Source organism: Paucidesulfovibrio gracilis DSM 16080, assembly GCF_900167125.1.
Taxonomy (GTDB): domain Bacteria; phylum Desulfobacterota; class Desulfovibrionia; order Desulfovibrionales; family Desulfovibrionaceae; genus Paucidesulfovibrio; species Paucidesulfovibrio gracilis.
This window is the reverse complement of the sequence record NZ_FUYC01000014.1, coordinates 34,710-53,680: the sequence shown is the minus strand read 5'-3', so window position 1 is coordinate 53,680 and position 18,971 is coordinate 34,710. Positions and strand designations below refer to the sequence as shown.

Here is an 18,971-nt window from a genome sequence, read left to right as displayed (position 1 = left end):
GGGGAAAACCTTTCTGAAGAAAGGTTCTTCCCCCTGGACCCCCTTTCCAAAGACTTTTCCTAGCTCCAGGCCTGCGGCCTGTCGCGGGTATCGTTTGTTTCCCTGATTGTTATTTCCTCCCCCTCCCCAAAAACAAAGGAACGGCCGTAGCCGTTCCTTTGTTTTTGGGGGCGCACCGTTGCCGCGAGTTTCGGGAGGGCGGAGCCATCCCGGAAATCGCGGCAACATGAGATCGCGCCGCCGCGCTGCTTTGCCTGTCCACTCCCCGGACTCCTTCCCGCCGCACGCCCCCGGCCGCGCGCAAGCGCGAGACCGGTAAATGGGGGTCCAGGGGGCCGCGGGCCTCCTGGCCGCCGGAGGCATGCCTTTCAGCCCTGCGGGGCCGCCGGAGGCCGCTGTGGACCATTCTCAAAAGACCTCTCGGCCTTAGAGGGTCTCGCAGCCGTCCTCGGTGATGACGATCATGTGTTCCCAGCGCACGCCGCCCCAGTCGGGCCAGTAGAGTCCGGGTTCCACGGTGACGATCATGCCGGGCTGAAGCACGCCGGTTCCCAGGGGGGAGAGGCTCGGCGGTTCGTGGGTTTCCAGGCCGATGCCGTGTCCCAGCGCATGGGTGAAGAACTCGGCGACGTTTTGTTCCTCGAAGTAGCCTCGGGAGATGCCGTAGGCTTCGGCAAAGGTCATGCCCGGGCGGATGGCGTCGATGGCTTTTTGCTGGGCCGTGCGTACCATTTCCCGCACATTGCGGAAGCGTTCGGACCGATTTTCGCCCACCCAGAAGGTTCGGGTCTGGTCCGAGCAGTAATCATTGAGTCGGCAGCCCATGTCGATGAGCACCAGCTCGTTTTCTTTGAGTGTGGTATTGCCGGGGATGGCGTGGGGCAGAGCCGCGTTGGGTCCGACGCCCACGATGGTGGAGAAGGCCAGCTCGCTGGCGCCCCATTCCCGGAACATACGTTCCGCGTTCCAGGCCACTTCCACTTCGGTCTGCCCGGGCCGCAGGGAATCCTCCAGGGCGCGGAACACGCGGTGGTTCAGGGCGCAGGCCGCCCGCATGCGTTCGATTTCATCCGCATCCTTGATCAGGCGCAGATCCTCCACGAGATTTTCCGTGGCGGTCAGCTGCACGTAATCCCGTAGTTTTTCATGGTCGAACAGGCTCATGGCCTTGGGTTCGAATCCCAGGGAGCCGAGGTTGAGTCCTTTGAGGAACGGGCCGACCTGTTCGAATTTCTTTCCCGAATAAATAAAAACATTTTCTTCGGGCATGCAGCGTTTTGCCGCGTCTTCGTAGCGGGGATCCGTGAGCAGGTAGTCCGTGCCGTTGTCGGTAACCACGAGCCAGCCTGCGGATTCATTGCACTGGGAATCGTGCAGCTCGAATCCGGAAAGGTAGTACCGGTTGGCGGCGTGGCTGACCAAAAGAGCATTCAGCCCTTTTTCCGAAAGCCGTTTGCGCAGCGCCTCACGACGCTGCTGATAGATCGTATTGGTATTGGTCATGATGAAAGGGTGTATGTGGTTTCCTTGCGCTCTTCAAGCATTCGTTGCGCCCATTCCACCCCCTGCATGACGCTGTGGTCCATGTTGCCCACTTCATACTTCCAGCCACCGAAGCGGCCTCTTGAATATATGTCCAATGATTCCAAGCGTGGTTGAATTGTTTCCAAGGCATTGTCGCGTTCCAGCGTGGGGACGGGGTAGCCGTATTCCCGGCTGATTTCAAAGCGGGACACAATGCGTTTTTTCTCGCCGCGATCGAGCAGATCGGCGCGTTGCAATCCGCGCACCACGCGTTCGCTCAGGCTGTCCAAATCTTCTTTCTTGTGTTCGGAGGTCGCGGTTTCGCACATCAGGGCGCGCTGGCTGCCCGGGTGCGCCGTGTTTTGCGGCGAATAGTGATGGAAATTGGTCATGCGGTAAAAGGGAATCTGCGTATCCGGGAAGTACATCCAGCACCGGGTATCCTCGCCCATATGCCGGGGGTCCGTACCCAGGCCGTCCACGCCCAGACCTGTGACGTGTACGCTGTTGTGGGCCAGCTGTGCGGCGGCTTCGACCATGTCGGCGTCGGGCCGGTCCAGCCAGCGGCGCACCAGCAGGTCCAGCGGTCCGGTGTTGAGCAGCACGTCGTATTCCAGTTCCAGCCCCTGATCCGTGACGGCCCGGTGCTCCCGGGCAAACACGCGGGTCACGGCCTGGCCGTACTGGACATGCTTCTCCACACGACGGGCCAAGGCCTGGAAAATGGCTCCGGTGCCGCCCTTTTTGGGAAACCGAAAGGTATTGTTCGGTCCCCAGGCCACATCGTCCTGTTCCAGGAGGATATTTTCCAGCACTTTTTCCAGGGCCACGAGGCTGACGCGTTCGCCGATCCAGGAATAGCCCATGCGCTCCGGCGGGGTGGCCCATACCTTATAATTATAGGGCCGCATGAACACTTCCGCGATGCCCGGGCCGAACACGGTGTCGATCCATTGGCCGAAATCCGCGGGCCGGACGCCGGGACCAGGCTCGGGCCGATTTCCGGGGAGCAGCCCCTGCACGCATTTCCAACGCAGGGCCGGAGGCAGGTGGCGGATGTTGTTCTGAAAGGGGTACGGCACCCAGGTTCCGGCCACCCGGACCCAGGATTCCCGCTCATGTTCGTAATATTCCCCGTCCAGCAGCTCATCCGTGAGCCTGTCGAAATAATCGTAGTGGGAAAACAGCACGTGTCCGCCAAAGTCCCAGGTAAAGCCCTGGGTATCGCGAAAGCTGGCGGCCAGACCGCCGGGATGCCCCTCCCGTTCCAGCACGGCAAAGGATTGCTCGCCCAGCTCCCGCAGCCGATGCGCCGCGCCGAGACCGGTCGGCCCGGCACCAATGATCAGATATTTTACATGCATGAATCAAATATGCGGCATTTCCCACCCCTTGGCAAGGCGGGGAGCGGAAAAAGCGTGATTTTTCAAGGTTGGAACCGTGTGTAACGCATCTTTTTCCAGGCCGTAACGATTCTGTAACTCCCCCCTGCTAACTACTGCCGTCAACAATGAATTTGTTCGCAACCGCTTCAACCCTTTCGGAGGAAAAAAACCAATGAAGAAGCTTCTCGCTCTTGTCGCCGTGTTTGCCCTGATGGCTTCCACGGCCTACGCCGGAAAAGTCGAAGTCAAGGGTTCCACCACCGTGCTGCCCCTGATGCAGCTCGTGGATGATCACTTCAAAGCCAACCCGGATCTGGGCATTCAGATCTCCCTTTCCGGCGGCGGCTCCTCCAACGGCGCCAAGGCGCTCATCGACGGCACCACCGACATCGGCATGATGTCCCGCGACATGAAGGACAAGGAAATCAAGGCTGCCAAGTCCAACGGCCGTGAGCCTATGCAGCACGTGGTCGCCTACGACTGCATCGTCCCTGTGGTGCACCCGGACAACCCGGTCTCCGCCATCACCAAGGAACAGCTCTTCAAGATCTACACCGGCGAGCTGACCAACTGGTCCGAGCTGGGCGGCCAGGATGAAGAGATCGTGGTCGTTTCCCGCGACACCTCCTCCGGCACCTACGACTGCTGGAAGTCCAAGATCATGAAGCGCGACGGCAAGAAGCACAAGGTCTTCCCCGGCGCCTCCCTGCTGGCCTCCAACGGCGCTGTTGCCCAGGCCGTTTCCAAAAACGTGCAGGCCATCGGGTACGTGGGCCTGGCCTATGTGAACTCCGAGCTGAAGGCTCTGCCCGTGGACGGCGTTGCCGCCGGCGTGAAGAGCGCCATGGACGGTTCCTACCCCATCTCCCGCGGCCTGAACCTCTACACCGCTGGTCAGCCCACCGGCGACACCAAGACCGTCATCGACTTCGTCATGAGCCCGGCCGGTCAGAAGATGGCTGCCGACGAAGGCTTCATCCCCATCAAGTAACGACGAACTCCAAGGCGTAACGTGTAAACGTCCGCCGGAACCGCTTCCGATCCGAGGCTGTTCCGGCGGACTTGTGCCAAGCAAAGGGGAACCGCTGTCGTGGACAGGATCAAAATTTTCATCATCGCCGGTCTGTTGGCTGCCGTTGGCCTGGCCCTCTACGGCCACCACAAGGCGCAGCCGGACTATGTGGAACGGGTCTATCTCCAACAACTGGAAATGGCCCCGCATCGCATTATGCCGGACAAAAGCCTGAATGGAGCCTTGAAGGAGATGTCGCGCTACGTCACTTTCGTGATTACGGAAGAGATGGAGACGCGGCCCGGAGATCCGGCTCTGAACGCAAAAAAGCTCCACCAGTCGCTGCTTGAACTGGACGCCCTGACCAAGGAAATCACGGAGCACGGTGCCAAGCTGCGACGCCAGGGACATGGACAAGACCTGGAGGAGCAGGGACTGCACTACCTCGATGACTTCGTCCACGCGCACATGGAGGCCCGGGCCACCTGGTACTACGTGTTCGCCGCCATTTTCGCGTTTTTCAGCGTGCTCACGCTGGTGCTCCGCGCCCTGAACCTGCAACGCAAAACCCGCGACAAACTCATCCAGAGCGTCTTTTTCGGCACGGCCCTCACTTCCATCGTGGTGCTCGGGCTGATCATGGTCTTTCTCTTTCTGGAAGGTCTGCCCATCTTCCAAAAAGTGGACGTCATGGACTTTTTGTTCGGTTACGGGTGGTACCCCACGGACGAGGACGATCCCGAATTCGGCATTTTCCCGCTGATCATGGGTTCCCTTTCGGTCACGGCCCTGTCTTCGGCCATCGCCATTCCTCTCGGCGTCATGACCGCGCTCTACCTGGCGGAGATCGCCTCCCTGCGCGTGCGCAACATCGTCAAGCCCATCATCGAACTGCTGGCCTCCCTGCCGTCGGTGGTCATCGGCTTTTTCGGCATGGTCGTGGTGGCGCCCTTCCTGCAAAACTCGTTCGACATCAACACCGGGTTGAACATGTTCAACGCCTCGCTCATGCTGGCGTTCATGTCCGTACCCACCATCACCTCCGTTTCCGAGGATGCCATTTACGCCGTGCCGCTGGAACTGAAGGAAGCTTCCCTCGCGCTCGGGGCCACGCATAATGAAACCATCTGGAAAGTGGTGGTTCCGGCCTCGCTTTCCGGCATCAGCACGGCCGTGATCCTGGGCATGTCCCGGGCCATCGGCGAAACCATGGTGGTGCTCATGGTGGCGGGCGGCGCAGGCATGGTGCCGGATTCCATCTTTGATCCGGTACGGCCCATGCCCTCGTCCATTGCCGCGGAAATGGGCGAAGCCCCCCTGGGAAGCGACCATTACTACGCCCTGTTCGCCATCGGCATCGTCCTGTTCTTGTTTACCATGCTCTTCAACATCGTGGCGGATCACATTTCGCACAAATACAAGCAGGTGGGCGCGGCCACCCTGTAACGGGGACCACAACCCTCCAGACCAAGGAGATCCATCGTGATGCAGGAATCCATGCAGCGCGTGGCCGCCATCATGGACCAGGCGGAAAAACGGAACCGTCGGCGCAAACTTTCCCAGCTCTTCACCTTCGGACTATTCCAGTCCGCGGCCTGGGTATGCGGGCTTGCGCTGGCCATCATCCTGGGCTTTCTGCTCTACCACGGCGTTCCCGCGCTTTCCTGGGAGTTCCTTTCCGAACAACCACGCGATTCCATGACCGCCGGAGGAATCCTGCCCTGTATCGTGGGCACCTTTCTCCTCGCGCTCAGCGCCATGGTCGTGGCCCTGCCCCTGGGCGTGGCCTCGGCCATCTACCTCAACGAATACGCACGGCCCGGCAAACTGCTGCGCGTCATACGCATCGGCATCAACAACCTGGCCGGCGTCCCTTCCGTGGTCTTCGGTCTGTTCGGCCTGGGCCTGTTCGTCACGGTCATGCAACTGGGCGTTTCCATTGCCGCGGGCGCGCTGACCCTGGGCGCGTTGACCCTGCCCGTGGTCATCGGCACCACTGAGGAGGCCATGCGCTCCGTACCGGACACCTACCGGGAAGCCTCGCTGGGCCTGGGCGCCACCAAATGGCAGACCATCTATCGTGTGGTGCTTCCGGCCTCCCTGCCGGGCATCCTCACCGGTTCCATCCTGTCGCTCTCGCGCGCAGCGGGCGAAACCGCGGCCATCATGTTCACAGCGGCAGTATTTTCCACGCCGGACATGCCCACGTCCATTTTCGACGACGTCATGGCCCTGCCCTACCACATCTATGTTTTGGCCACGGCAGGAACCAACATCGAACAAACCCGACCCCTGCAGTACGGCACGGCACTGGTGCTCATCGCCCTGGTACTGGGCATGAACCTGATCGCCATCTTCCTGCGGGCCAGGCTCCAGCGTAAACTGAGCAAATAGAAAAACCCTACCCAGCCCCGAACCCACGGTCCATTCCGACCTGGTTCGGGGTTTTTTTTGTGTCAATTCGAGAGAATAGAAAGCAGGGTTGCCCTGCGGTCCGTATCCAGGCATACTTCGTTAACATTGTTCGCATTGCCTTCGACGAATCGTTGCCGATGGACCGCCTAGAGAATCCGCAACACAACACGCTGTTCCGGAGCCACTCTTCGGCAGCACCGAAAACGTCCCACACCGTCGAGCCGTTCCATGGGATACCGGTCGGTGGTTTTCGGAATAACGGACACATTGCCGTTTCCATTGATCCGTCGGAAACATGAGAACAACCAAAGGGGGGGGAACGTGGCCATCATTCAATGGACCGATGACATGAGCCTCGGGGTGGAAACCCTGGATGAACAGCATAAAGATCTGATGCACCTGTTGAACCAGGCCTACGAAACCGTGCTGAGAAATCCCGAGGCGGACGATGAACAACGGATTCAGGCCATGCTTCAGGATATGCGGGACTATGCCCGTGACCACTTCGACCTCGAAGAAGAGCACATGCTCCGCCTTGGCTATCCCGGCACGCAGAACCACGCCTTTCTCCACAAGGAATTTCTGCAACGAATCAATGAATTGGAACGCGCCCAGGGACGGCGTGAACTCCACCTGGATATATTCCTCTTTCTCGCGGATTGGCTGCGCACGCACATCCTGCGCGAAGACATGGATTTTGCCGACTATGCCTACTCCGCAAGAGAGCGCGACTCGCACATCAACAAATAACGCTTCATATCCAGACCGCAGGGGTTGGTGAATCCCGTGAGCGCGCCGCCCGCTCCCACCACACGGTGACATGGCACCAGCAGCGGCCAGGGGTTGCGGCCCAATGCTCCGCCCACGGCACGCGCCGCACCCGGTCTCCCGGCCATGGCGGCCAGCTCCCCATACGCCACAGTACAACCGTACCCGACACGGTCACGCAACGTTCGTAAAATCAAACGCGTGAACGCCGTCAGACCCGTGTCGTCCAACGGCACCGCAGGCCACGGCGCATCGCGACCCTGAACATACGCCGCAAGCGCCCCCTGCATGGCGCGGCCCCAGGCGCTCAACGCCGCGTCCGGCCCGGTCCCCACGCTCCAACGCAACTCCATGCCGCAAAGCCCCCGGACGCTCCACTGCAATGTCAGGCCCAAACGCCCGGCTTCCAGATACTCGGTGCGGGGATGAATACCCTCGAACATGAAAATCCTCTTTGTTGAAACAATTGCCTCCGGCGGGCAAAGGGTCCACGACCCTTTGCAATCCCATTTACCGACCGCGCGCTGCGCGGCCGGGATATCCGGCAGGGCTGCTCCGTTGAACCAATCCCGGCAATTTTGGCGGAAAATCAGAGCGGCGTCAGCCGAGAGGAATGAACGGTCTTTGGGAAGGGGAGCAGCCCGAGGGGAAAGCCCTTTCTGCAAGAAAGGGTTGCCCCTCGGAACACTCTCAAAATACGACACATTGTTTCGATTTACCAGGCGGCAAAGCCATCATCCGTGGATGCGCTCGGTCCGGGTTCCTGTTCCTCTTCCTCGTCCGCATTGTTATAGCGGCTTTCGGTCAGGGCCGGTCGTGCCGAGGCGTGATCCTTCAGCGAGAACCGATCCAGGAGATGCCGCAATTCCACGGCCTGGGCCATCAATTCTTCGGACGCGGACGCGGTTTGTTCGGCATTGGACGTATTGGCCTGTGTCACCTGGTCCAGCTGATTGAGCGCATTGCTGATCTGGGTGACCTGTGCGGCCTGCTGGTTGGACTGCTCCGCAATTTCCTCAAGCAGTCCCCGCAATTTGGTAACCTGTACGGACACCTCTTCCAGGGCGTGTTCGGTTTCGTTGGCGATGCGGCTTCCAGACTCCACCTTGGTTCCGGACGCCTCGATAATTCCGGCGGTCTCCTGTGCGGCCTTGGCGCTACGGGAAGCGAGATTGCGAACCTCTTCGGCCACCACGGCGAATCCTTTGCCGTGCTGTCCGGCCCGGGCCGCTTCCACGGCCGCATTCAGGGCCAGCAGGTTCGTCTGAAAGGCGATTTCATCGATGACCTTGATAATCTTGGCAATATTTTGACTGGAATCATTGATTTCAGCCATGGCCGTGACCATGGCGGCCATGTGCTCACGGCCCTGCTCGGCCACTTGGTACAATTTTTCTGCGGCGCTGTTGGCCTGCCCTGCGCCGTCCGCATTCAGCTTGACTCCGTTGCTCACTTCTGCGGACGAGCTGCTGATTTCCTGCAAGGAGGCGGCCTGTTGCGTGGCTCCCTGGGACAACGCCTGGCTTGCGGACGAGACCTGGTCCGAGCCGCTGTTGACCATGGCTGCGGCGCTGCTCACCTGTCCCATGACTTCGTTCAGATTTTCGCTCATGCGTTCCAGAGCGCGGCCCAGGCGGTCTTTTTCCGAGATAGGGTGCACCTCGCGGCTCAAATCCCCTTCGGCAATGGCCGTGGCGACATCGGCCATCTTGCGCAGGCTCGCGGTCATGCGTTGCAGCGAGGCGTACACACCTTGGGGATTCTCCCCGAATTCCATTTCCTGATCACCGAGCGCCACCTGATCGGCTACTGCGGAGAGTTTCGTGGGATCGGCTCCGAGCTTGCGAAGCACGCCCCGGCTTACGAACCAGGCGATAAAGCCCACGCCCAGGGCCGAGAGCACGGCCGCGATAGTCACGGCTATGCGGAACGTTTGGATGGGCGCCATGATTTCGGATTCATCCACTTCGGCCAGCAGCGCCCAGTGCAATCCATAGACGTCCAGCGGGGCATAGGCAGAAAGCACGCTGTTGCCAGTATAATCCTCGATAATGCCCACGCCGCTGTTGCCGGCCAGGGCTTCCCGCACGGCAAGCGTGTCCACGCGGCCTTCATCGGGATTGGCAAAGGAGGCCTGCACGGAATGGTTTTCCGGATCCAGGTAGGAATCCGAACGCATCAGTTTATTCGGTCCGACCAAGTAGGACTCGCCTGTTTCCCCGAGTCCTTCCCGCTGATTCATAATGCCGTTGATGCGATTGATGGGCATTTGAAAGATCAGTACGCCGAGCAGGTATTCCCCGTCGAAAATGGGGGAGGCAATGAACCCGGCCGGAGCTTCGTAGGAAGGGGTATAGCGGTCAAAATCGTCAAAGACCACGACCTCTTTTCCCTTGTCCACGGCCTGCTGGAAAACGCGCCCGATGCCGCTGTTGGCGTAGGGACCGGTTCTCAACGACGTGGCAAAGTCCAGCTCCTTGAACACGGAATACACGATGCGTCCGCTTTTCGGTTCCACCAGAAAAATGTCGTAGTATCCAAATTCCTTTAGATAGCTTCGTAGCTTGGGATGTATGCGCGCGTGGAGCATGGCGTAGCGGGTGCCGTCCCCGGGGTCGTCCAGCAAATCCTTACTGCCCAATGGGTGGCTGTTGTCCTGAATAAAGGCGTGCTGCATGACCACGGCCACATCGTCCAACCCGGCAAGCATGCGCTCCAGCGGCGCGTCCTGCCCGGTCCGGCTGTTATATTCCGTGGAAAAATCGCTTCGATAGTAGCCCGTCAGTTCCCGGCGCATGGCATCCACTTGCTCCGGCTCGATGCGGCGCTCGGAGAGATACGTGTTGATGCCCCGGGCAGCCGCGCGCATGCCGTCCACAACCATCTGGTTTTCGGAAAGCGTCAGAATCTGGTCATGGATGGTTTCCATATAATCCGTGATCCAAGAACGCTTGATCTCGCGCACGGAAACAAGTTGTTGATAGGCTTGGCTGAGCAGGGCGTCCGTGGAGGCCCACTCGCTGATGATGCCGACACTGCCGAGGGGGAGCAATCCGGCAAGCAGAAAAAAAAGGATCAATTGGCGTCGCAGGGTCATGGGCAACCTCTCCTGCGCGAAAAGGGGCAGCTACCGCTTTTCGCGAATAATGCTTCCGTGTGGCGGGCCGCATGCATGGGCGTCGCGAATCGGCCGACATGCAAAAAAACATTCAATTGTAGCGTGTTAGTGTACAAAAAAACGAGCAAGACCCGCGGGGCGTTCCAATGAACGCCAAGTATATAACGAGAGGTGGAAATCACAAGAACGGTCGTGTTATTTTTTGGAAAACAACACAGTGGCACCCAACATCTGACAGGACAGGTGCCGGGGAAAGTGCGGGACAAAACGCCCCGGCTCGAACAAGACGAACCAGGGCGTATGGCAACGCGCTGGCGATGAACCAACCGCTGCAATGAAAAAGAACCAAAAGGCGGCATAGGCCCGGAGCAACGGGCCGCAATGTTCCGGCAGCCGCGTAGTGCACGGCGTGCCATAGCCCCAAACCGGGGCGGCCGATGCCGGGTCCGGCTAGGCGCTGCCAACCATCAGGTCGCGGCGGGCGGTACTCAGGCTGACCGTGAATCCAGCGATCACGTCCAGCAGGGTGAGCAGTGTGATGATCATGAAGGTTCCGGTCCCCAGGGCGGGAACCGCCAGAAATTCAATGAGGCAGACCACGAACAAAACCAGGGACAGCGCATGGTCGATGGCTGTGGCTCCGCCGGTGCGCGTGGCTTTGACGATTTCCACGAACAGCAGCAACACGGCGAGGCAAATGACGAGTTCCCCCGTGGTTACGGACAGAACACGCCCCGAGAGCAGCGGAACCGAGACCAGCGCTCCGGCCAGAGATTCCGGAAACAAAAACGCCAGGGCGTTGTAGACGCCCACGGCAATGAGCAACATAGGGAAAACATTCATTTGATATCTCCTGCGATAGTTGTGACCCCGTGTCCCATCATAGACACGAGTCCGGGGACAAGTCCATGTCGGATCGAAAAATAGTGGTCAGTGGCAGCGCAAAACCGGGGTGGCAGGGCCGGATTCAGCAGAGTGTGATCCCTTGCCAACGGACCATGGACAGCCGAGGCCGTTCCTTTGGCCGTTGCCGCGCGGAACGCGGGATGATCTTATGCGAAAAAAACCGGCCGTCCGTCGAGTCGCTATATGGAGCGCTGCCCGACCAGCCAGTCCACGTCCAACACGCTGTCGTCCGGAGCCATGCTCCAGAAGTGGCGATACCGCTTCTGCACAGCGGGCGATACCAGGATCAAATCGTATCCATCCAGCAGGGGCTTGAGGTCCATGTCGTCGAATTCCGTGGGGCTGGTCTTCTTTTTGCCAAAGGGAACCACCAGCCGGATCGTGAACCGGCCTCCGGGCAGGTATTGCTCCAAAGCGCGCAGCAGGCCGGGTTGCTCATCCGCACGGCAGAGCAACGGCAGGGGAATCCCCCCGGCCACGCGGTGGTGCGCCAAAGCCAGTTTTGCGGCCCGGGCGTTGTGGCCTTTCCAAATGCGGATAAAGCGTGAAGCCGACTCCACGGGATCATTCATTCCGCGCATCCAGCAGGCACCGCGAAAATTTTCCAGCAGCCGCACAAACATGTCGGTCTTCAGTTTGGACTGCTCCTTGGGATTCAGGCGGCGCATGGCAAAAAGTTCCCCCATGGAGGCAAGTCCCTGCTCCCAGGACTTGAGGTACTCATAGAGCCGCTCAAGATGAATGGATTCCCTCGTCGTCAAAGCCGTGTCAATGGTCTGCCGCAGGGCGTGGCGGTCCAGGGTCGGCAGGGCGCGCACCGCTTCTTCGGGGCTGGTGGGAAACACCTCATCATCCAGCAGGGTGCTGTCATTCATGGTGAAAAACCGGGTACCGTTGGCCTGATTGATTTCCCGAGCCATGGTTTCGGCCTTGACCGCGGCAGCCACAAAGTTCCAGTTGGAATTGACGATTTCACCATCCCGACGCCGCAGTCGCACCCACATGCCGTTCACCAGGTGAACCCGCTGGTCGTCGGGAGCGATGGCCGTCTCTTCCGACTCTGAAAATTCGGAGACCTTTGATGTCCCATACCGGCATCCGTCCAAAGGCCAACTCAGGTCCGTGCCGGTGACGAACGTATGGGAACAGCCCAACACCTCCACCAATCCCAAACAGGCAATGAGCGAGCCTTCGGTGCCTTCGCGCATGGTGAACGGGTTGGGCAGAAAATTTTTGCCGAAGCTGCCGCGAAAGAGCACCCCACGGAACAAATCCGCATAGGGAGCGATGTAGGCCGTGGACAGGGAAACAAGCGTGGTGTGCTCCAGCCGCGGCAATTCTTCATAGAACTGGGCCTGCTCGGGATTGGTGTCGTACTGCACCACAAAATCCGGCTCCACCCCGGCCTCCAGGCAGGGGCGCAGGGTGCGGGCGATGCAGATCACCAGGCAATGCTTGGCCAGCTCCGGCAGGCGGGGCAGCAGCTCACGAAAAGAGGGACCGCCCACCAAGATCAGTGCCGGCGTATCCTGAAAGACGTTTTGCAATTGGTCCACCAGAGGGTAGCGCAGCAGCCAGGGATAATTCTGCAATTGATGGATGCTTCTGGAGGGGTCGCGCAGTCCGCGCAGCAAAGGCTGCAAAGGCCCGGGAGGATCCTGCCGCGTAAGCCCTTCGAACACGGCATGGTAATGTTTGCGGAGCAGATGCATGAGCAATCGGCGTTGGGCCGCGCCATTGTCTGGACCGGGCTGCTCGGGCATGACCAGGGCAAGAGGCCGCCGGGCATGCTCCCCGGGAAGACGCTCGACCAAATTCTCCGGCCGGACTTGCGCCGGATTCGGAACCCGGACCACATACTCTTCCGGAATGTCCGGATCCACGTCCACATCCCCAAGAGCCAGCACAGTCCAGCCGTTCCATTGTTGCCGATCGATGCGTCCGAAATAGGTTGCGCCGTTACGAATGGTCTTGGGTTCGTTCATGACCTTGCTATCCTTGTAATTCCGGTGTGTTGACGTAGTCGTACCGCTCAGGAAACGGTCTGCCCACTGACGGCTGGCGCGAATTCGCCTTGCAGGATGTGTTCGGCCACACGCTGGGCGGAACGGCCATCCTGATGGGAAAACGCTTTGTCGCGCAGGGCGCTCCGGGCTTCGGCCCAGTGGTCCGGTCCGCCGGTGAGCACGTTTTCCAGCTCACGGATCAGGCTTTCCGCGTCGCGGCATTTCGGCCCGGGACACATGGACTCAAACGGGAACTGAAACCCCCGGTCCACGGCCATATAACTGTCAAAATCCGCCCAGAAAAACAACACGGGACGATTCATAAGCAAAAATTCCGTGTGGATGGAGGAATAATCTGTAATCATGGCGTCCACCAGGGGGAAGAAGGGATAGACGTCCGAATCGGAACGGCAAAAAGTGACGTTGTCCGGCAGGGTTCCGGTTTCCAGGGGAATCCGACCGTGGGGCTTGACCAGCAGGTGGGCGTCGTGCTCGGCAAAAAGCTCCACCAGCCGACGCAGGTCCAGGACGTTCTGGGTGATGGGATTCATGTCCGTATCGCGGAACGTGGGCGCAAAGAGCACCACAGGACCGCGCTTGGCGGCGCGGCGTACCCGGGAGTAGGCCTGGAGATCGCAGCCCACCAGGGTTTGCTTGTCCACAGGCCGGTACAAAACATCCGTACGCGGATACCCCAGGGAGGCGAACTCCTTGGCATGCATGGACTTGCGGAACACTTCCTCGGTGTAGAACGGCGAGGTGGAAACAATGAGGTCGTAGTCGCTGTGGTCGCGCAGGAGGTCGTCCTCATAGCCCTGGAGGACCGGAACGCCCCGCAGCAAAAACCCGATCTTTTTGTTGCCTACGCCGTGCCAGAGCTGAATCTGCCTGGCTCCGGCCAGCAGCGGATAATAAATTTGCGTCCGGAAACTGATGGATTCCACCACCACGGTTCCGGCTCCGGCCAGCACTTCCACGGCATGGCGCGATGGGAAATATGCAGCGGGAAGACCCGCATCGCACAATTCGTTGTATACCCCGCGCTCCTCGGTGAAGTATCGGCAGTCCAATTCCGGGTGATGCCGCAACATGTGCAGAAACTGATATTTGGTATTGCCGGAAAAACCGCCCCGCCGACGTCCGATAAAGACATAGCGCTGTTTGTCCTTGGGGGTGCGCTCGCCCAGCAGGGTGTATTCGGCCGTGATTCTGGCCTGTCGTTTCAAAAAATCCCGCAGTTCCTCGTCCATGCCTCACCTCGTTTCGACCGGCAGGCAGCGGAGACATTGCCGGTCTGGGGGTCATTTTACTGTCGGTCCCTTGTCCTCCCGCGATTTATTGCATTATTCGTGCCTTGCTCGGCAGCTTCCGGCAACGCGCCCCAGGACACAACCGCAATGCGCCCCTCCACGCACAAAAAGACCGGCCGACATTCCGCCGACCGGTCCCAAGCCGCCATCCCGACAAAGCCGAAGCTCGTCAGGAATCCTTTTCCTCTTTGTCGTCCTTGCCGAATTTTTGCAGCGCCTCGGCCATTTCCGCCAACGCAGCATCCGCCCGGCCAAAAATGGACGTTTTGGGATAGTTGCCGTTCTTGCCGCGTTTGCCCGCGGGCTTACCCATGAGCAACTCGGCCCCTTGCTCCACGCTGGACGCGGCCCAGACATGGAACCGGCCCTCGGCCACGGCATCGACCACCTCCTGGCGGAGCATCAGATCCTTGACATTGGCCCGGGGAATGAGCACGCCCTGACGCCCTGTAAGTCCGGCCCGCTTGCAGCAGAGGTAGAACCCCTCGATTTTTTCATTCACCCCGCCGATGGGCTGCACCTCGCCCTTCTGGTTCACGGAGCCTGTCACGGCGATGTCCTGACGGATGGGCAGCCCGGATAGGCTGGAAAGCAGGGCGTACAGCTCGGTGCTGGATGCGGAATCGCCGTCCACGCCGCCATAGCTCTGTTCAAACGCAATGGACGCGGCCAGGGCCATGGGCTTGTCCTGGGCGAACATACGCCGCAGCCAGCCCGCAAGGATGAGCATGCCTTTGTTGTGCGTGGGACCGGAAAGGTCCGCCTCCCGCTCGATGTTGATGACCCCTTCCTTGCCCAGACTGGTCACGGCCGTGATGCGCGAAGGCTTGCCGAACATGTGGTCGCCCATGGAATACACGGCAAGGCCGTTGATCTGCCCCACCTCGCTTCCGTCCGTATCCACGAACAGGGAACCGCGGTCGATCATCTCCTGGAGCTGTTCCTCAATCTGGTTGGAACGATGAATCTTGGCCTCCACAGCCTGCTCCACATGTTCGGCCGTGACCGTATCGCACGCAGAGCACCGGCTTGCGAAGTAGGCAGCCTCGTCCACCAGGTCCGAGAGCCGGGGAAACGCGGTGGAGATTTTTTCCTGCCGCCCGGCCATGCGCACGGCCCGTTCCGTGATGCGCGACACAGCCGAGGCATGGAAGGGCTTGTGTTCATGGCGCTGGACCACGGCCCGTACAAAGCGGGCCACCTGCAGCACGTTCTCGTCCGTGCGGTCCATGCTGGTTTCGATATCCGCCCGGACCTTGAATATTTTCTGCGTGTCCGGGTCGTAGTGGCGCAGCAGGTGATACAGGCGCGGATCGCCGGTGACCACCACTTTGACCTGCATGGGGATGGATTCCGGCTTCAGGCCCGTGGCCGTGATGAAGTAATAGGGATCAAAGGTCTGTATCTCAATGGCTTCGGTTTTGAGCGAACGCTTCAGGGTTTGCCAGACCCCCGGCTCCATAATGGCGTCCATGAGGTTGAGCACCAAAAAGCCGCCGTTGGCCTTGACAAAGGATCCCGCCTTGATCTTGGTAAAATCCGTCCGCCAGCCGCCGTTGCGGTCCATGATGCGCTCAATGGATCCGAACAGGTTCCGATAGGTGGGGTAGGATTCGATGATCACGGGCGGGCCGTCCTGCTCGGCATTGTCCACCAGCAGATTCACCTGGTAGGGATGAAAGACCACTTCCGGGGGCGGCGCCATCATCATCATTGGCCCGGCCTGCTGCGGCTTGGCACCGAGCATCTTCAGGGCGTCCATGTTCTCCACCATGTCGTCGAGCACCGCGTCCAAATGGCGTTCGATCTTTTCGGCGTTGTCACCCTGGCAAAATTCGTCGCGCAGGGGCTGCATGTGCTCCCTGGCCAGGGCCAGAAACATGAGCCGGTCCACTTCCTCGCTCTTGTCCTTGACCTCCTTGTTGAGCTGCTTGACCTGAATGACGATCTGGTCCAGCTCCTCCTTGACCTCCAGACGGCGCTGCTTGAGGCGTTCCAGCTCTTCCTGGGGGAAGCGCCCCTTCTCCACCATCTCCTCCACCTCGACCATGCGCTTCGGCTCCCCGTCCACCAGGGGTACCACGTCGGGTCGCTGCACCGGACCCATCTGCATGTTCACCACCACAAGGTCCGTGTCCTTTACCTTTTCTTCCACGCCCTTATAGAATTCGCGCACTTGCTTTTCATGCGCTTCCATAATCTCGTTCTTGCGGGCGATGTATTCTTCGGACTCAAAAAGCTGCGGCACTTCCTTTTTGACGTTGTCCAAAAACTCCTGCACCGCCTTTTTGAAGGCCGCGCCGCGACCCGGAGCAAACCGCAACAGCACCGGTGATTCCGGGTGCTTGAAATTGTTCACGTAGCACAGGTCGTCCGGTGTGGCTCTGTCATCGGAAAGCTCCTTGAGCAGCTTCTTGACCGTAAACATCTTGCCCGTACCCGCCGGGCCGGTAACGAAGATGTTGTACCCCTTACGGTCCATGCCCATGCCAAAACGGAAGGCCTCCACTCCCCGCCCCTGGCCGATGATATCGGAAGGCGGTTCCAGATCGTCCGTTGTCTCGAAAGGCAGGGTGGCGGGATCGAGTTTCCAGCGCAGAGATTCCTGCGGCACCTTGATGGTCCGGTCCATTTTGCTCGGCATGTTCACTCCTCGGAAATGTGGATGCTTCGGCACTGTGCGCCCCGGCATTTGGGCAGGATCACGTTGAGGACATCGTCGCGGTACACGGCCCGCACTTGGTCGGGCTGCACCCGGCAGGGCAGCCCCAAACGGCGGGTAAACCCTCGCAGTGTGTGTCCCTGGTCCGTTGCTTTTTCCTGTCTGCCGGAGATTTCCAAATCCAGCTCCGTTACGCGGACATCCAGATCACGGGCACGCAACCCGGGCAACACCAGGCGGATACGGACCTCCTGGTCGTCTTCCTCAATTTCCGCACGCTCCGCGCACTTGGGACCGGGTAGCCCATAGTCCTGGCACAGGCTGTCGAACAGCCGGTCCATGTCGCGCCGCAGCCTGCCCAACTCGCGGTAGCTCCAACCTTTCAGATCGGGCATGGTGGGTGACCTCCGTAGTGATATTCCGACGACTCGATACTTCTATGGATAGTCAATACCAAACCCCGACAGGAAGACCAAGACGGCTCAAGGATTTTTTTGGATACGTTGGACGGGCCGCTCCAGTGTATGCAGAGCCGCACCCTTACCTTGGAAATGCAAAATGTGTATGGTGCGTCACACAACAAACGTTCTACAAAAACATCTGCCGACGCAATCAAAACAAAAGCTACGGCGATTTGAGTTGGATACGACGTTCATGACAGAATTTTAGTCCCGAAGCATCATGAACGACGTTTTTCTCTAGGAGCCGGACCTCGTAATATGTATGCACGCGCCATGCGAAAAATGAACACCAAAGCCACAGAACGCTCCCTGCGTATCCTGCGCCCCATTGGGCGGGGAATGCTGCTCAGCCTCCTGTTGTCGCTCGCGTGGGCCGCATCGGGGTTCGGCCGGGACCAGGCGCCCACGGGCGGTGTTGCGGACCAGATACGCATGGTCGTACCCGAGGATGTGCTCAAGGACTACCAGCGGTTTTTGCAAGGGCGAAATCCACTGGAAATCAAACGATTTTCCGGCCCGCACTCCCGGCGGGACGTGGTGGAAGTGGTGCTCACCCAACAGGCGCTGGCCCTGGGCGGCCTGCACGCAACCGTACAATTTGTGGCCGTTCCCACGTATGCGCGGCTGCTCGCGGAGTTGGAACGCGGGGACGTGCTGCTCTCCGGCAACACGGTCTGGCGTACGGACCTGGAACAAAATAATACCACAATGCTGGCCTCGGACCCGCTGATCCCCGAAGGGCGATTCGAGGCCGGACTCTACGTGGATTCCAAAAATATTCTGGCGCTGGAAGCACGCACCACATCGGATTTGCGGCAGCTTCGGGGCGTGTCCTCACGGGACTGGACACCAGATTGGGCCGCCATGACGGCTCTCTGCCACGACGTTCTGGACGTGAACGACTGGGAAGACATGCTTCGGGTGCTGGATCGCGGCCGGGCCGACGTGACCCTGGCACCCTTCCCGGCCACGACGGACCTTTCCCTGACCATAGGAGAACTGCGGCTGGTTCCCATCCCCGGCATCAAGACCACGCTCCCGGGTAGCCGTCACCTGCCGGTTTCCGCCGTACACGAACGGGGCCAAGAAGCCTTGCACGCCCTGAACCGGGGAATCCGACTCCTCCGGGATCAGGGAACCCTGGAACGCGCCTACCAGGAAAGCGGATTCTACAACGCCGCTGTTCGCCATTGGCAAATCGTTCCCTGACAGGTAGCGTTTGTCCGAATAAAGCATGCCTCCGGCGGCCAAAGGGTCCGCGACCCTTTGGAATCCCATTTCCCGGTCTCGCGCTGCGCGCGGCCGGGGGCATGGGGTGGGAGGACGTCTGGGGAGTGGACAGGCGGAGTCGTGCGGCGGCGTGATCTCATGTTGCCGCGATTTCCGGGATGGCTCCGCCCTCCC

Annotated in this window: 14 protein-coding genes; 5 read left to right on the top strand and 9 right to left on the bottom strand. The window is 60.0% G+C overall.

The features are described 5' to 3' along the window. Nucleotides 1-426: 426 nt before the first annotated feature. The gene (locus B5D49_RS11785) at nt 427-1,503 is read right to left on the bottom strand and encodes a M24 family metallopeptidase (RefSeq protein WP_078717908.1); all 1,077 of its coding nucleotides are present in this window, start codon (nt 1,501-1,503) and stop codon (nt 427-429) included. After that, nucleotides 1,500-2,888: a protoporphyrinogen/coproporphyrinogen oxidase gene (locus B5D49_RS11780; protein WP_078717907.1), complete on the bottom strand. Its 1,389-nt coding sequence runs from the start codon at nt 2,886-2,888 to the stop codon at nt 1,500-1,502. Before B5D49_RS11780 ends, B5D49_RS11785 begins: the two co-directional genes overlap by 4 nt. A gap of 193 nt (nt 2,889-3,081) precedes the next feature. On the opposite strand from B5D49_RS11780, the gene B5D49_RS11775 reads away from it, so the two are divergent. From B5D49_RS11775 to B5D49_RS11760, 4 genes are all read left to right on the top strand, one after another. Continuing rightward, entirely contained in the window at nt 3,082-3,900 is an 819-nt protein-coding gene (locus B5D49_RS11775) for a PstS family phosphate ABC transporter substrate-binding protein (RefSeq protein WP_078717906.1), read from the top strand. Nucleotides 3,901-4,470: 570 nt separating this feature from the next. Next, nucleotides 4,471-5,367, top strand: a complete 897-nt coding sequence (gene pstC, locus B5D49_RS11770; RefSeq protein WP_078717911.1) for a phosphate ABC transporter permease subunit PstC — start codon at nt 4,471-4,473, stop codon at nt 5,365-5,367. A gap of 39 nt (nt 5,368-5,406) precedes the next feature. After that, entirely contained in the window at nt 5,407-6,315 is a 909-nt protein-coding gene (pstA, locus tag B5D49_RS11765) for a phosphate ABC transporter permease PstA (RefSeq protein ID WP_078717905.1), read from the top strand. Nucleotides 6,316-6,657: 342 nt separating this feature from the next. Beyond that, a complete protein-coding gene (locus tag B5D49_RS11760; RefSeq protein WP_159447218.1) occupies nt 6,658-7,086 on the top strand; it encodes a bacteriohemerythrin in 429 nt (142 codons plus the stop codon). On the opposite strand, the gene B5D49_RS11755 is transcribed toward B5D49_RS11760, so the two are convergent. The 7 genes from B5D49_RS11755 to B5D49_RS11725 all read right to left on the bottom strand — a co-directional run bounded on the left by B5D49_RS11755 (nt 7,047) and on the right by B5D49_RS11725 (nt 17,501). Beyond that, complete coding sequence (locus tag B5D49_RS11755) at nt 7,047-7,547, bottom strand: methylated-DNA--[protein]-cysteine S-methyltransferase (RefSeq protein WP_078717903.1); 501 nt, start codon at nt 7,545-7,547, stop codon at nt 7,047-7,049. The two genes, B5D49_RS11760 and B5D49_RS11755, sit on opposite strands and share 40 nt — an antisense overlap. Nucleotides 7,548-7,819: 272 nt before the next feature. Continuing rightward, nucleotides 7,820-10,201 (bottom strand): methyl-accepting chemotaxis protein, encoded by a 2,382-nt coding sequence (locus B5D49_RS11750; protein WP_078717902.1) that lies wholly within the window; start codon nt 10,199-10,201, stop codon nt 7,820-7,822. A gap of 471 nt (nt 10,202-10,672) precedes the next feature. Beyond that, complete coding sequence (locus B5D49_RS11745; protein ID WP_078717901.1) at nt 10,673-11,065, bottom strand: hypothetical protein; 393 nt, start codon at nt 11,063-11,065, stop codon at nt 10,673-10,675. A gap of 242 nt (nt 11,066-11,307) precedes the next feature. Continuing rightward, nucleotides 11,308-13,113: a 6-hydroxymethylpterin diphosphokinase MptE-like protein gene (locus tag B5D49_RS11740; protein WP_078717900.1), complete on the bottom strand. Its 1,806-nt coding sequence runs from the start codon at nt 13,111-13,113 to the stop codon at nt 11,308-11,310. A 47-nt stretch (nt 13,114-13,160) separates the two neighbouring features. Continuing rightward, nucleotides 13,161-14,384, bottom strand: a complete 1,224-nt coding sequence (locus tag B5D49_RS11735; RefSeq protein ID WP_078717899.1) for a CDP-glycerol glycerophosphotransferase family protein — start codon at nt 14,382-14,384, stop codon at nt 13,161-13,163. Nucleotides 14,385-14,613: 229 nt separating this feature from the next. Then, nucleotides 14,614-17,088 carry a Lon protease family protein gene (locus B5D49_RS11730; RefSeq protein ID WP_078717898.1) on the bottom strand — a complete coding sequence of 825 codons (2,475 nt, stop codon included), beginning with the start codon at nt 17,086-17,088 and terminating at the stop codon, nt 14,614-14,616. A gap of 2 nt (nt 17,089-17,090) precedes the next feature. Further along, entirely contained in the window at nt 17,091-17,501 is a 411-nt protein-coding gene (locus B5D49_RS11725) for an Hsp20/alpha crystallin family protein (RefSeq protein ID WP_078717897.1), read from the bottom strand. Nucleotides 17,502-17,825: 324 nt separating this feature from the next. Between B5D49_RS11725 and B5D49_RS11720 the strand changes: the two genes are divergently transcribed. Next, entirely contained in the window at nt 17,826-18,776 is a 951-nt protein-coding gene (locus tag B5D49_RS11720; protein ID WP_078717896.1) for an ABC transporter substrate-binding protein, read from the top strand. The last annotated feature ends 195 nt before the right edge of the window (nt 18,777-18,971 follow it).

What these genes read in the sequence shown, in the direction of transcription:
- B5D49_RS11740 (WP_078717900.1), bottom strand. Translation starts at nt 13,113, where the DNA reads ATGAACGAACCCAAGACCATTCGTAACGGCGCAACCTATTTCGGACGC.
- B5D49_RS11730 (WP_078717898.1), bottom strand. Translation starts at nt 17,088, where the DNA reads ATGCCGAGCAAAATGGACCGGACCATCAAGGTGCCGCAGGAATCTCTG.
- B5D49_RS11725 (WP_078717897.1), bottom strand. Translation starts at nt 17,501, where the DNA reads ATGCCCGATCTGAAAGGTTGGAGCTACCGCGAGTTGGGCAGGCTGCGG.
- B5D49_RS11780 (WP_078717907.1), bottom strand. Translation starts at nt 2,888, where the DNA reads ATGCATGTAAAATATCTGATCATTGGTGCCGGGCCGACCGGTCTCGGC.
- B5D49_RS11785 (WP_078717908.1), bottom strand. Translation starts at nt 1,503, where the DNA reads ATGACCAATACCAATACGATCTATCAGCAGCGTCGTGAGGCGCTGCGC.
- B5D49_RS11735 (WP_078717899.1), bottom strand. Translation starts at nt 14,384, where the DNA reads ATGGACGAGGAACTGCGGGATTTTTTGAAACGACAGGCCAGAATCACG.
- B5D49_RS11720 (WP_078717896.1), top strand. Translation starts at nt 17,826, where the DNA reads ATGTATGCACGCGCCATGCGAAAAATGAACACCAAAGCCACAGAACGC.
- B5D49_RS11745 (WP_078717901.1), bottom strand. Translation starts at nt 11,065, where the DNA reads ATGAATGTTTTCCCTATGTTGCTCATTGCCGTGGGCGTCTACAACGCC.
- B5D49_RS11750 (WP_078717902.1), bottom strand. Translation starts at nt 10,201, where the DNA reads ATGACCCTGCGACGCCAATTGATCCTTTTTTTTCTGCTTGCCGGATTG.
- B5D49_RS11755 (WP_078717903.1), bottom strand. Translation starts at nt 7,547, where the DNA reads ATGTTCGAGGGTATTCATCCCCGCACCGAGTATCTGGAAGCCGGGCGT.
- B5D49_RS11775 (WP_078717906.1), top strand. Translation starts at nt 3,082, where the DNA reads ATGAAGAAGCTTCTCGCTCTTGTCGCCGTGTTTGCCCTGATGGCTTCC.
- pstA (WP_078717905.1), top strand. Translation starts at nt 5,407, where the DNA reads ATGCAGGAATCCATGCAGCGCGTGGCCGCCATCATGGACCAGGCGGAA.